We start from the raw sequence: 13,893 nt of genomic DNA on the forward strand, positions 1-13,893 counted from the left end.
ATGGGCCATTGCACTTTTTTAGATTAATTCGCAATATTTAATAGCTACTAATCAAATAGATAGACTTTATAGTCTAAGCAAAGCCTTTTTTATAAAAAGTCAATATTGAACTTGTGGATAAGATCGGATCATAATACAGACTTAGCCATAAATTCAGTGCGCAATAGCCTCATAATAAAGCTCAGGGAGACAGGGTGTACCTATCTGTGTGGAAAAATTGCTTGCAGACCTTGCAGCAGGAGTTACCAGCTCAGCATTTTAGTATGTGGATCCGTCCCTTGCAGGCATCCAGTTCTGATGAAGCCCTGACACTCTATGCACCAAATCGTTTTGTATTGGATTGGGTTCGCGAGAAATACTTAAATAGAATCAATGAGTTGATTCAGGATTACTGCGGTGATAATGCTCCTCGCCTGCGGTTTGATGTCGGTAGTCGGCCACAAACGGTTGCCGAGCATGAAGTCAGTGAGGCCAATAAGGCCCATCTGATCCCCAGCCAGACCCGTCAGCAAAGTCGACCAGAACCAGCGCCAAAAACCATCGTCAAGTCGAATATTAAAGCCAGTTACACCTTTGAAAACTTTGTTGAAGGTAAATCCAACCAGTTAGCTCGTGCAGCGGCCAGTCAGGTGGCCGATAATCCAGGTACGGCCTACAACCCTTTATTTATTTATGGCGGTACCGGTTTAGGTAAAACGCATTTATTGCACGCGGTTGGCAATGGCATTATGGCGCAAAAAGAAAACGCCAAAGTCATCTATATGCATTCTGAGCGCTTTGTGCAGGATATGGTAAAAGCGTTGCAAAATAACGCTATTGAGGAATTTAAGCGTTACTACCGCTCGGTCGATGCGCTGCTTATCGATGATATTCAATTTTTTGCCAATAAAGAGCGCTCACAAGAGGAGTTCTTTCATACGTTTAATGCCTTGCTCGAAGGCAACCAGCAAATCATCTTGACCAGCGATCGTTACCCAAAAGAAATTAATGGTGTGGAAGATCGTCTAAAAAGCCGCTTTGGTTGGGGTCTGACTATTGCGATCGAGCCGCCAGAATTGGAAACCCGCGTGGCGATCCTGATGCGAAAAGCGCAGGAAAACCAGATCCGCCTACCGGAAGAAGTCGCCTTTTTTATTGCCAAGCGGTTACGCTCCAATGTGCGTGAGTTAGAGGGCGCTTTGAATCGGGTGATTGCCAATGCCAACTTTACCGGCCGCCCCATCACCATTGATTTTGTCCGCGAAGCGCTTCGCGATTTACTGGCCTTGCAAGATAAGCTGGTTACCATTGAAAACATTCAGAAAACCGTAGCAGAGTACTACAAAATCCGCGTGGCCGATTTATTGTCGAAGCGGCGCAGTCGCTCGGTCGCCCGGCCTCGTCAAATGGCGATGGCGCTCGCCAAAGAGCTGACCAATCACAGCTTACCTGAAATTGGTGATGCTTTTGGTGGGCGTGACCACACTACGGTATTGCATGCCTGCCGCAAGATTGAGTCGCTAAAAGAAGAAACACACGAAATAAAAGAAGACTTTCAAAATTTACTGCGCACCTTGTCGTCATAATAGGGATTTGCTATGCATTTAAGCATTGATAAAGACACACTGCTCAAGCCACTACAAATGGTCTCTGGTGCCATTGAACGGCGCCACACCTTACCCATTTTATCCAATGTGCTGTTGGATGTGCAGCAAGGGCAGCTGGCATTAACGGGCACTGATTTAGAAATCGAAATGGTCGCGAGTGTGGCGGTATCTCAGGTGCATAAAGATGGCCGTGTGACGGTCCCTGCCCGCAAGCTGCTGGATATTTGTCGCAGTTTACCTGATGGCTCTGTTATTGAGTTGACCGTGGTTGGCGATCACTTTGTTATCAGTTGTGGCAAGGCAAAATTCACTCTGACGACCCTGCCAGCCAGTGATTATCCAAATTTAGAAAGTTGGCAAGGCGATGTCAGTTTGCAGTTATCGCGGGCCGAACTGCGCCGATTGCTTGAAGAAACCGCCTTTTCAATGGCCAATCAAGACGTGCGCTATTATTTGAATGGTTTGTTGTTTGAGGTGGATCAGCAAACGGTTCGCACCGTAGCGACCGATGGCCATCGTCTTGCCATGAGCGAATTGCAGCTGCCTCAAAGCACGGGCGCTCAGCAGCAGCTTATCATTCCTCGTAAAGGGGTATTGGAGATGTTGCGTCTACTGCCAGACGATGATGGCAGTTTGACCTTAAGCTTGGGCAATAATCATATTCGCTTGGAAGATGCGGCCTTTAGTTTTAGCAGCAAACTGATCGATGGTCGCTTTCCAGACTATCGCCGGGTGATCCCACGCAACAGTACCAAGCAGGTCACTGCGCATCGTCCTTTGCTGAAAGATGCTTGTACTCGCGCTTCAATTTTATCCAATGAGAAATACCGAGGTGTGCGCTTTAATCTGGCAGTCAACGAATTACAAATTACCGCCAACAATCCAGAGCATGAACAAGCCGAAGAAGTGATTGAAGTTGAGTATCAAGGCGATGTGCTGGAAATAGGTTTTAATGTTGGCTATTTGTTGGACGTGTTGAACAGCTTGAATACCGACTTAGTGTTGTTGCATCTAAGTGATAGCAATTCCAGCGTATTGATTGAAGGTGTAGGTAATGCTCAGGCATCTTATGTAGTTATGCCGATGCGTTTGTAGCAGTAAGGCATGTCTATTCGTCAGTTGTCTGTCACAGACTTCCGCAATTTTGTCAGCCAGCAATTGCAACCTGGTCCTGGTTTTAATGTGATTTGTGGTGCCAATGGCAGTGGCAAAACCAGTTTGCTCGAGGCCATTTACTTTTTGGCTCATGGCCGCTCGTTTCGAACGTCGCGCTTGCCGCGAATGATTCGGTTTGATGCTGCTCAGTGTACCGTGCATGCAAAGTTGCAAATGGCGCAGCAAGCCATTACCTTGGGGATGCAACGCGGTCGTCAAGGCGAGCTTTCATTGCGGATTAATGGTGATAGCGCTCACCGCCTAGCGGACATCGCCCATTATTTGCCGGTTCAACTGATCACCCCGGATAGCTTTCGTATTTTTTTTGGTGGGCCAAAAGAGCGACGACACTTTTTTGATATGGGATTGTTCCACGTGGAACCTTCCTTTTTTCAACAATGGTTGTTATTCAGTAAAGCCAACAAACAACGCAATGCGCTATTAAAGCAGCGCAGCAGCCCAGAGCAATTTAGTTATTGGGATCAGTATTTTTGCCAAAGTGCTGAAGCGATTACTGAACTGAGGCAACGCTATATGGTGAAGCTTGCTGCTGAGTTTGCGTTGCTGGTAGCCAAGCATGAGATACTCTCGGAGGTCAGTTTGCAGTTTTATCCCGGCTGGTCTGACAGCCAGCCTTTGATGGAGTTACTGCAAAACAATATGGCTTCTGATGTGAAAATGGGTTTCACTCAGCTTGGGCCGCAAAAGGCCGATTTACGAATTAAAGTACAACAGCAGCCCGCTGAAGAAGTGTTATCACGTGGGCAGCTAAAGATGTTATTATTTGCACTTAAAATTGCACAAAGCAATGTAATTGGACGAGAAGGCAATAAGCAGCCCATCTTGTTGATTGATGATTTAGCGTCTGAACTGGATGCCGACTCCATTCAACAAGTGTTCCATTTACTAAAAACCATTAACTCTCAGGTATTTGTTACAGCAATTGATCCTGATCCAGTTTTACAACAGATGCCGCCGGATACTACGGCAGTGTTTCACGTGGAACATGGTAACTTGACAGCACGGACAGACAACTATGGCCGAACATGATTACGATTCATCGAGTATCAAAGTATTAAAAGGGCTGGATGCAGTTCGCAAACGCCCTGGTATGTATATCGGGGATACGGACGATGGTTCCGGTTTACACCACATGGTATTCGAGGTGGTAGATAACTCCATTGACGAGGCTTTGGCTGGTCATTGTAGCGATATCTGGGTCACCATTTGCAGCGATAACTCTATTTCTGTGCGCGATAATGGTCGCGGTATTCCAACAGAAATGCATGATGAGGGCGTCTCTGCAGCCGAAGTAATCATGACGGTGTTGCATGCCGGCGGTAAGTTTGACGACAACTCGTACAAAGTCTCAGGCGGTTTGCATGGCGTCGGTGTCTCGGTAGTGAATGCTTTGTCTGACAAGTTAGCGCTCACTATCCGTCGTAAGGGGCAGGTCTTTACGCAAGAATATCACCTTGGGGTTCCCGTTGCGCCATTGGCGGTGATTGGCGAAACAGAAGAAAGTGGTACAGAAATGCGCTTCTGGCCAAGCCCTACCGTATTTACTGACATCAATTACCATTACGATATTTTGGCGAAACGGCTACGTGAGTTATCGTTCTTGAACTCTGGCGTCAGTATTATCCTTAGTGATGAACGCTCTGATAAGCGTGACCACTTCAAATACGAAGGCGGCATTCAGGCCTTTGTGCAATACCTGAATCAAAACAAAACGGCTATTCATGCCAAGCCATTTACCTTTACCCATGAGCGTGAAGATGGCATTTCGGTTGAAGTGGCTATGCAGTGGAATGATAGCTATCAGGAAAATATTTTCTGCTTCACCAATAACATTCCACAACGGGATGGTGGGACTCACTTAGCAGGTTTCCGTTCTGCGTTAACGCGGGTATTGAATACCTATATTGATCAGGAAGGCTATGCCAAGAAAATGAAAGTGGCCGCCTCTGGCGATGATGCACGCGAAGGCTTAACTGCTGTTGTCAGTGTCAAGGTACCGGATCCTAAATTCAGCTCACAAACTAAAGATAAACTGGTCTCTTCCGAAGTAAAATCTGCGGTTGAAAGCGCGATGCACGAAAAGCTGAATGAATACTTGCTTGAGCATCCAAACGAAGCCAAGACCATTGTGACTAAGATTGTTGATGCCGCTCGTGCGCGCGAAGCTGCGCGTAAAGCAAGGGAAATGACGCGCCGAAAGGGCGCACTGGACATTGCAGGCTTACCGGGTAAGTTAGCGGATTGCCAAGAAAAAGATCCTGCGTTATCTGAACTTTATATTGTCGAGGGTGATTCTGCGGGTGGCTCGGCGAAACAAGGTCGGAATCGAAAAAACCAGGCCATTCTGCCACTAAAAGGTAAAATCCTGAACGTGGAAAAAGCTCGTTTTGACAAAATGCTGTCGTCGCAAGAAGTAGGCACTTTGATCACTGCGCTCGGTTGCGGCATTGGTCGCGAAGAGTACAACCCAGATAAAATACGCTATCACAGTATCATTCTGATGACGGATGCTGACGTCGATGGCTCGCATATTCGAACGCTACTACTGACATTCTTCTACCGTCAAATGCCAGAGTTGATTGAGAAAGGTTATGTTTATATTGCTCAACCACCGTTGTACAAGGTGAAAAAGGGCAAGCAAGAGCAGTATTTGAAAGACGAACCAGCTCGTATTGAGTACCTCACGACCTTGGCATTGAACGAAGCCAGCCTGCATGTGAACGCAGAAGCACCAGGCATCACAGGGGCGCATTTAGAGAAACTGGTTCGTCAGTATCATAAAGTAATGTCGACCTTAGATCGGCTGGCACGGAAAATCCCTTACCTGCTGCTGCACGAGTTGATCTATGTGCCGACTCTGAATATTGAGCAGTGCAAAGATCAGGACTTTGTCAGTGCCTGGGTAAAGCAATTAGTCACACAACTGCAAGACTTGGTTGGTAATGGCACCAGTTATGACCATCTGGTGTTTGAAGATCGTGAGCGGCATTTATTTATGCCAAAAATCACCATTCGCCAGCACGGTATTGATTACGAATATGTGCTGCATCATGACTTCCTCACGTCAAAGGATTATCTCAACATCGCAGCCTTGGGTGAAGAAATCCGTGAGCTGATAGAAGACGGTGGCTATGTTCGTCGGGGTGAGAAAGTAAAACCGGTAGAAAGTTTCCGTGAAGCACTGGAATGGTTGATGAGTGAGTCGAAGAAAGGGCTTTACATTCAGCGCTACAAAGGGCTGGGTGAAATGAACCCTGATCAGCTATGGGAAACCACCATGGATCCAAACTCCCGGCGTATGCTGCAGGTCACCATTGAAGATGCCATTGGTGCCGACCAGTTATTCTCCACCTTAATGGGCGACCATGTTGAACCGCGGCGAGCCTTTATTGAAGAGAACGCGCTTCGAGTCGCTAATCTGGATGTCTAGTCCAGTAGCAGTGGCTGTCATCTGATCGTGGATGGCGCGTTAAAAACCGAACCCATAAGGGGCCAGGATAGCCTGACCCCTTTTTTATTGAGATGGAATGCAAGCGCATGCAAAAGTATGACCTTCAAACGTTTCAGGGCCTGATACTGGCTCTGCAGGATTACTGGGCACGTCAGGGCTGCGTCATAGTGCAGCCACTGGACCTTGAAGTGGGGGCGGGTACCTTCCACCCGATGACTTTTTTACGCTCATTAGGACCAGAGCCCACTAATGTAGCCTATGTTCAGCCCTGTCGCCGCCCTACCGATGGCCGCTATGGTGAGAACCCCAATCGTTTGCAGCATTACTATCAGTTTCAAGTGCTGCTCAAGCCTTCGCCCGATAACATTCAGGAGCTGTATCTCGGTTCGTTAAGAGAACTGGGGCTGGATACCTTGGTACATGACATCCGCTTCGTTGAAGACAACTGGGAGTCACCTACCTTGGGAGCATGGGGCCTAGGCTGGGAAGTCTGGCTAAATGGTATGGAAGTGACCCAGTTTACCTATTTCCAGCAAGTAGGAGGCCTCGAGTGCAAACCTGTGTCGGGTGAAATCACCTATGGCTTGGAGCGTTTGGCCATGTACATTCAGGGTGTCGATAGCATTTATGATTTGGTCTGGGCGGATGGTCCGCTGGGTAAGGTCAGTTACGGTGACGTGTTCCATCAAAATGAAGTTGAACAATCTACCTATAATTTTGAACATGCCGATGTCCCGGCGTTGTTTGCTTTGTTTGATCAGTGTGAGAAAGAGAGTCATTACTTAATCGAGCAGGGGTTACCACTACCGGCCTATGAAAAAGTAATGAAGGCATCGCACGCCTTTAACATGCTGGATGCTCGCCATGCCATCTCTGTGACAGAGCGACAGCGTTATATCTTGCGGGTGCGTACCCTGGCCAAAGCTTGTGCCGAGGCTTATTACGCTTCGCGGGAGCAATTGGGCTTCCCTCTTTGCAAAGAGAAAAACACGCAGGAGGCATCGTCATGACACAGGATTTTCTGGTAGAAATTGGCACTGAAGAGTTGCCACCGAAAGCATTAAAAACCTTAGCAACCGCCTTTGCAGAGCAGCTGACCGCCGAGCTGGCTACGTTGGAACTGAGCCATGCTGAGGTGAGCTGGTATGCGGCACCACGTCGTTTGGCGGTTCGCGTCAACCAACTGGTGGCGCAGCAAGCGGATAAAGTGGTAGAGAAGCGCGGGCCAGCGTTGAGTGCCGCCTTCGATGAAGCGGGCAATGCAAGTAAAGCAGCGCAGGGATGGGCCAGAGGCCTCGGAATCGATGTCGCTGATGCTGAACACCTTGAAACCGATAAGGGCGCCTGGTTGCTGTACAAGCAGCTGCAAAAGGGCGCGGCTACGGTCAGTTTATTGCCTGACGTGGTGCAGCAAGCCTTAGCCAGGTTGCCTATCGCGAAGCCTATGCGCTGGGGCAGTTCTGACGCTCAGTTTATTCGCCCGGTTCATACGGTGATAATGCTGTATGGCAATGATGTGGTGCCTGCCACTATTCTTGGTCGTGAAGCTGGCCGCCACAGTTATGGCCATCGTTTCCATGCACCCGATCTAGTCGCCATCGATCATGCCGATCAGTACCTTGCCGTGTTAAAAGATGCCTATGTGGTGGCAGATTTTAATGAACGAAAAGACTATATTGCCGAGCACGTTGCAAAAACAGCGGCTGACATGCAGGCAACGGCATTGATGGACAACGACTTGCTGGAAGAGGTCACGTCTTTGGTTGAGTGGCCGGTGGTGTTGGTCGGTGAGTTTGAACAGCGCTTTTTGCAAGTACCGTCAGAGCCGTTGATTTCAACCATGAAAGACAACCAGAAGTACATTCCGCTGCAAAACAAGCAGGGTGAGTTGCTGAATCAATTTATTTTTATTACCAATATTACCAGTAAAGACCCGCAGCAAATTATTTCCGGCAATGAAAAAGTAGTACGGCCGCGTCTGGCGGATGCTGAATTTTTCTTTCGCACCGATCAAAAAACCAAATTGGCAGATCGCTTAGCCAGTCTGGAAACTGTGTTGTTTCAAAAGCAGTTGGGTACACTGGCTGAAAAGTCAGTACGTATTTCTACGTTGGCCGAAGCGGTTGCGGGCATGATTGGTGCGAATACAGCTGATGCTGCACGTGCTGGCTTGCTATCCAAAACCGACTTAATGACCGATATGGTCGGTGAGTTCCCGGAAGTTCAGGGCATCATGGGTATGCATTATGCACGGCTGGATGGTGAAAATGAAGCCGTTGCTCTAGCGCTTAATGAGCAGTACATGCCTCGCTTCTCTGGCGATGCTTTACCAGCGCAATTGGAAAGCTGCGCCGTTGCTATTGCTGATAAAATGGATACCTTGGTCGGTATTTTCGGTATTGGTCAGGCACCGAAGGGCGATAAAGATCCTTTTGCTCTGCGCCGTGCTGCCATAGGCGCCTTGCGTATCATGGTCGAAAAGCAACTGCCACTGGATCTGGTACAGCTGATTGGCCAAAGTCAGGCGACTTTTTCCGATAAGCTTAGCTGCCCTACTGTGTCAGAAGATGTGTTGGAGTTTATGCTGGGCCGCTTCCGTGCCTGGTATCAGGAGCAAGGCTACCCGGTTGATGTGATCCAAGCCGTATTGGCTCGCAGGCCTACCAGCCCAGCTGATTTTGATCGCCGGGTCAAAGCCGTGGCTGAGTTCCGTAATCTGGATGCAGCAGCTGCGTTAGCTGCAGCCAATAAGCGTGTTGCTAATATTCTGGCCAAGGTTGACGGTGCTATTGCCGATAGCGTGAAGTCGGAGCTACTCACTGAAGTGGCTGAACAAGCGCTTTACCAGGCGATTCAGGCAGAACAGCAGTACCAGGCAACAGCACCATCCTACACCGAAAGTCTGGCGCATCTGGCCGCCATGCGAGATGTGATCGACAGCTTCTTTGATCAGGTGATGGTGAATGCAGATGATATCGCGGTGCGGCAGAATCGTCAGGCTCTTCTGAAACAACTACGCGCCCTGTTCCTGCAGGTGGCAGATATTTCGCTGCTGCAAAGTTAATAGCACAAATCTGTAATCATAAAAAAGCCAGCAGGGATGCTGGCTTATTAACTTCAGCGCTAATTATGGATTATGAGTTACTCTATAGCATCCATTTCGAAATTTAGCTGTATGCTGATATCACTTCCTTTGTGTTTAGGATCATAGCGCCAGCGACTTACCGCCCTTACTGCCTCAGCTTCAAAAATATCATCTGGATGAGCTGCCACCACACGAATACTTTTAGGACTTCCATCATCATCGATATTAAAAGCAAGAGTGACCCAGCCAGCTATACCCTCTTTAGCCGCCTTCACAGGATAGCGTGGTTCGACTCTTACTATAGGTGTAGCTACGTTTGCTTCATCAGCTCGGGTTGGTTCTAATTGGCTTGCTTGCAGTGGGCGCTGCCATAACAAGGTAGCAATTAATAAAGTGGCAAGTAGGATTAAGGTGGGGGTTTTGCTAAAACCATGTTGTTGTTTAAGTTGTAACAGACGTTCTTTCATCGATTGTTTCGCTCCATAATGATGGCAAAAAGGTTGGTAGTGCACTGACGGGGTAGGAACAGACTGCATTGCTGCCAGCAGCGCATTGGCATAACAAAGCTGAGTAGATTGAGGCTGTTGTTGCAACACATCGGCATCACAGGCCAGTTCTTGATCGGCGCGGTAGCGTCGATAAGCCAGCCATATTAGGGGGTGAAACCAGAACAAACACAGCAAAGTAATGGCTAGCAGGTTGGCGTGTAAATCACCTCGCTGCCAGTGACACAATTCATGTTGTAGAATCAGCCGACGCTGTGACCGGCTAAAGCGGTGATGAAAGTCTGCTGGCAGCAACAGGTGGGGCCGGAAGAAGCCAAAAATCGCTGGACCCTGATTGGCCGGATCAATGTAGCAGCTGAGCTTGCTGCTTGCGACATGCCGCTGTTGCTGTAGTAGTCGTTTAAGTTGGTAGAGGCTGGCAAGGCACCATGCCACCATTGCAAAGACCCCTGCTCCCCAGAGCCATAACAGGTAAGGCAAGCTGGTACTGGCCTGAATACTTTGTTCAAGCTGACCTGAAGTAATCAATAGAGTATCTATTATCGGAGGATTGACTGCGCTAGCTAAGCTGATGCTAGGTAGTAGCGGCAGCATTACTGCGACAGGAAGCGCCAGCCACAATAGATAACAACTACGAGGGCCAAGCTGCTTTAATAGTATGGGATGTGCTAATAATAGCAGCATACTAATTACTGCCAGCAACAAGCTACTTTGCCAAAGCCACATCATCATCAGTTGTCCTCCTGCTGTTCTTGCTCTAAGTCGGCAACTAGCTGCTTAAGCTCAGCTAAATCGGCAGCGCTGACATCATGCTTGCGAGCAAAGCTGGCAACTAAAGGTGCAACCCTTCCGGCAAAGAGTCTATCGATAAAGTTACCACTGGCCTGTTGCTGGTAATCCTGTTGTGCGATACAGGGGCTATACAGGTAGGCGCGACCTTGTTTTTGATAGGATAAGGCACCTTTACTGACTAAGCGGTTGAGCAGTGTTTTGACGGTTTTTTCATGCCAGTCTTTGTGTTGCTGCAATCGACTGATCACGTCGGCAGCGGTGCAAGGCGCCTGTTGCCAAATCACTTGCATCACATCAAGCTCAGCATTGCTGATATCCAACATATAAACCCCTATGAATTACATTTGTAATACATTAAAGATTACACATGTAATTCAGTGGCGCAAGTTTTTTGAGTGATTATTTTTTCAAATAGGAGTATTGCAGCATGAAAAGTGAAGTTAGCGTTGTTTAATGAACTTGATTACGCCCTGCTGCTTTGGCACGGTAGAGCTGCTGGTCAGCGGCTTTAATTGCGGCTTGAAAGTGACTTTGTTCCTGGCACACTGTAACGCCAAAACTGGCAGTTATAGGAGCCTCAATAGAGCCAAACATGAAGGGTTGGTTTGCCATAATTGCGCGGATTTTTTCGGCAACACTTTTGCTTTGTTCTAAGTCGGTTTGCGGCAATAGCAATAAAAACTCCTCGCCACCGTTGCGGCAAGCAATATCCTGGGGTCGCAGATGAGAACGAAAAATATCAGCCACTGTCTTTAACACCTCATCACCCACATCATGGCCGTATTGGTCATTAAACAGTTTAAAGTGATCAATATCACACATCACGACACCGAGCGGAAAATAGTGCTGAGGGTAATTGTGCAGTTGCTGAGCAAAGTTGGCTTCAATATAGCGACGGTTGACCAGCAGCGTTAATGGATCGGTATTGGCCTCCATGTCTTTACTTTTTTGCAGCGCACTCATCGCCTCGTGGCTTCGCTCTCGGAAGTGATCGTTTATCCAGCAAACGACAATCACAATAAGCATGGATACCAGAAATCGACTCACTTCTGCCTCTTTGTAGTCGGCTAAAAGTGCATCAGGCTGGAGCAACAGTACAATCAGCAACACCATCAGAATGGCATTGCTTAGTAAGGCTTTACGGACACCGAGTAAACCAAACAAAATAGCGGGGAAAGGAAAAGCCCAGTACAGGGCCGTATTGTTATGGCCACCATGATAAATTAACGCCAGCACAAAAATGGCCACCAATACGGCTTCAATTTGGCAAGCGCTATCCAGCTGCTTAGTCAGTTGAAAGTACAGTATATTGGCAAAAAATAAACTACCACCACCGAACAAAATAGTAGGCAACAACAAAGCGTTTGCATCCCAGCTCATAAAGCCAAACAGCACCATCACAGCACCAGCGATGTAGCTGACAAAAGACAGGATATAAATACGTCTGGTGGCATCAATTTTCCGGGCGTGTTTGCCAGTATCCAGTCTGAGTGATGATTGCAAAAGCAATTACTCCATGAGATCCAATTGCATTAAGGCTAGCATAGCTTGAGGGAATTTCCCCTTAGTCGTGTTCAGCCTGCTTGGCTTGTTGTACAAGTTGACGCACATCGCTAAGTAATTGCTGGGCATCATACACAATGCCATCTTTGATGGTGTATCGGACACCTTCAGTACGCATGGCTTGATTGTCAGCGTTCAGGCGATAATGGCCTGTACCATACAATACTTTGAAATTGGCTAAAGGATTTTCGGCAACAATAAGTAAGTCCGCTTTCTTCCCAGGCACAATGCTACCGATTTCATGGTCTAGCCCAAGTGCAATGGCACCATTTAAGGTGGCTGCCTGAATGACTTCCAGTGGATTAAAGCCTGCTTCACGCAGCAGTTCTAGCTCTTGTACAAAGGCAAAGCCATAAATTTTATAAATGTAACCGGCATCGGATCCAACGGTGACACGCCCACCATGGTTTTTAAAATCATTCAGGAACTGCATCCAGATGCGGTAATTTTCCCGCCAACTGATTTCGTGGTCGGTGGTCCAGTCAAACCAATAGGAACCGTGCGCATAACGACTAGGGGTAAAGAAGCGGTGTAGCGTTGGTAAGGTGTACTCTTGGTGCCATTCTGCGTTGCGCTGAGCTGCAGCATCACGACTGGCTTCATAAATAGTCAGTGTTGGATTGATTGTGAAATCAAGAGCTATCAACTCATCACGGACCTCATTCCATTTATCTGAGCCGGGTGCTGCTGCTTGCTTCCACAGCTCACCCGCTGCACCGAATCGGTCTTGTTCATTCTGGTAGTTGTAATGGGCCGGATAGTTTTGAATGGTTTGGCCGGTAAACAATGCTTCCGGTAAGCCATACCAATGTTCCATCGAATCAAGTCCCATGCGAGCGCTATCGAGCACATTGGTACGCATCACATTCAGTTGAGCGTGGTGCATCATGGTGCCAAGCTGTTGCTGCTTAGCTTCATCCAGAGCAGCTGCAATGATGGGCGGTGTTGCGCCAAAAAACTTGATGCCAGCGGCTCCACGTTGCTTAATGTCTTTGACCCAACTGCGAGCTTGATCGGGGCTGAACACGGGTTGGCCTAATCCTTGACCAAAGCCAACATAGGGAATGATGCGTGGCGCGACAATATGATTTTCTTCAGCAGCCTTTACATGCTTTAAAGTCCAGTCGAGGCCGTTAAAGCTGCCGGGCTCCCGAACGGTGGTAATGCCATGCGCCAGCCAGAGCTTAAACACATACTCCGCAGGAATGCCGTGGGCCGAACCACCAATATGGCCATGCATATCGACAAAGCCGGGCAGAATGTACATGCCTGTGACATCCATTTCCTGATCGCCAGCTTGTGCTTTCGGTCTTTGATCTGCCAGCACCGGGACATCTGGGTAGCCGACAATGGCGACCTGAGTAATGCGATCCTGCTCAATAACAATATCAACAGGACCAACTGCTGGCGCACCTTCGCCACTGATCAGAGTGCCACCTCGTAAAATCAGTCGCTGATAGGGACCATCGCCCTGATCCCGCTCTGGTGCTGATGGGGTTCGCTCGCTAGCGACTATGGTTAGGGGAAGCAGTAACACGCTTATGGCAAAAAGCAGGAACAATGGTGTACGAAGATTCATGACAGCACTCATTTTTGATTTTTCATCAGTGTGGCAAGGCTGGGCGGTTAAATCCAGTGAATGCTGTTAACGCGGAGATTTTTGCGACCAGCGTGGCCTAATTTGCATCACGTCACATCGCAATATTTATCAAAACTCATGCTCAAGTTGCAGGT

General features: G+C 48.1%; 10 protein-coding genes. 6 read left to right on the forward strand and 4 right to left on the reverse strand.

Features of this window, described 5'->3' with window-relative positions; translation table 11 throughout:
* The first annotated feature begins 194 nt into the window (after positions 1 to 194).
* The 6 genes from dnaA (at position 195) to glyS (ending at position 9,277) form a co-directional block, all read left to right on the forward strand.
* Positions 195 to 1,565: a chromosomal replication initiator protein DnaA gene (gene dnaA / locus Q3O60_RS13240; protein WP_305894420.1), complete on the forward strand. Its 1,371-nt coding sequence runs from the start codon at positions 195 to 197 to the stop codon at positions 1,563 to 1,565.
* Between the two features lie 12 nt (positions 1,566 to 1,577).
* Positions 1,578 to 2,681, forward strand: coding sequence for a DNA polymerase III subunit beta (gene dnaN, locus Q3O60_RS13245; protein WP_305894421.1), 1,104 nt, complete (start codon positions 1,578 to 1,580; stop codon positions 2,679 to 2,681).
* Positions 2,682 to 2,690: 9 nt separating this feature from the next.
* Positions 2,691 to 3,791 (forward strand): DNA replication/repair protein RecF, encoded by a 1,101-nt coding sequence (gene recF, locus Q3O60_RS13250; RefSeq protein ID WP_305894422.1) that lies wholly within the window; start codon positions 2,691 to 2,693, stop codon positions 3,789 to 3,791.
* Positions 3,778 to 6,192: a DNA topoisomerase (ATP-hydrolyzing) subunit B gene (gyrB, locus tag Q3O60_RS13255; RefSeq protein ID WP_305894423.1), complete on the forward strand. Its 2,415-nt coding sequence runs from the start codon at positions 3,778 to 3,780 to the stop codon at positions 6,190 to 6,192. Before recF ends, gyrB begins: the two co-directional genes overlap by 14 nt.
* Before the next feature lie 107 nt (positions 6,193 to 6,299).
* Positions 6,300 to 7,223 (forward strand): glycine--tRNA ligase subunit alpha, encoded by a 924-nt coding sequence (gene glyQ / locus Q3O60_RS13260; protein ID WP_305894424.1) that lies wholly within the window; start codon positions 6,300 to 6,302, stop codon positions 7,221 to 7,223.
* Positions 7,220 to 9,277, forward strand: a complete 2,058-nt coding sequence (glyS, locus tag Q3O60_RS13265; RefSeq protein WP_305894425.1) for a glycine--tRNA ligase subunit beta — start codon at positions 7,220 to 7,222, stop codon at positions 9,275 to 9,277. Before glyQ ends, glyS begins: the two co-directional genes overlap by 4 nt.
* Positions 9,278 to 9,354: 77 nt before the next feature.
* Here glyS and Q3O60_RS13270 read toward each other — a convergent pair whose 3' ends face one another.
* From Q3O60_RS13270 to Q3O60_RS13285, 4 genes are all read right to left on the reverse strand, one after another.
* Positions 9,355 to 10,536, reverse strand: coding sequence for a M56 family metallopeptidase (locus tag Q3O60_RS13270; protein ID WP_305894426.1), 1,182 nt, complete (start codon positions 10,534 to 10,536; stop codon positions 9,355 to 9,357).
* Positions 10,536 to 10,919: a BlaI/MecI/CopY family transcriptional regulator gene (locus Q3O60_RS13275; RefSeq protein ID WP_305894427.1), complete on the reverse strand. Its 384-nt coding sequence runs from the start codon at positions 10,917 to 10,919 to the stop codon at positions 10,536 to 10,538. The genes Q3O60_RS13270 and Q3O60_RS13275 overlap by 1 nt, the downstream gene beginning before the upstream one ends.
* A gap of 127 nt (positions 10,920 to 11,046) precedes the next feature.
* A complete protein-coding gene (locus Q3O60_RS13280) occupies positions 11,047 to 12,099 on the reverse strand; it encodes a GGDEF domain-containing protein (protein WP_305894428.1) in 1,053 nt (350 codons plus the stop codon).
* Between the two features lie 61 nt (positions 12,100 to 12,160).
* Positions 12,161 to 13,738, reverse strand: coding sequence for an amidohydrolase family protein (locus Q3O60_RS13285; RefSeq protein ID WP_305894429.1), 1,578 nt, complete (start codon positions 13,736 to 13,738; stop codon positions 12,161 to 12,163).
* Positions 13,739 to 13,893 lie beyond the last annotated feature (155 nt).

This window comes from Alkalimonas collagenimarina, assembly GCF_030717845.1.
In the GTDB taxonomy this organism is placed as follows: Bacteria; Pseudomonadota; Gammaproteobacteria; order Enterobacterales; family Alteromonadaceae; genus Alkalimonas; species Alkalimonas collagenimarina.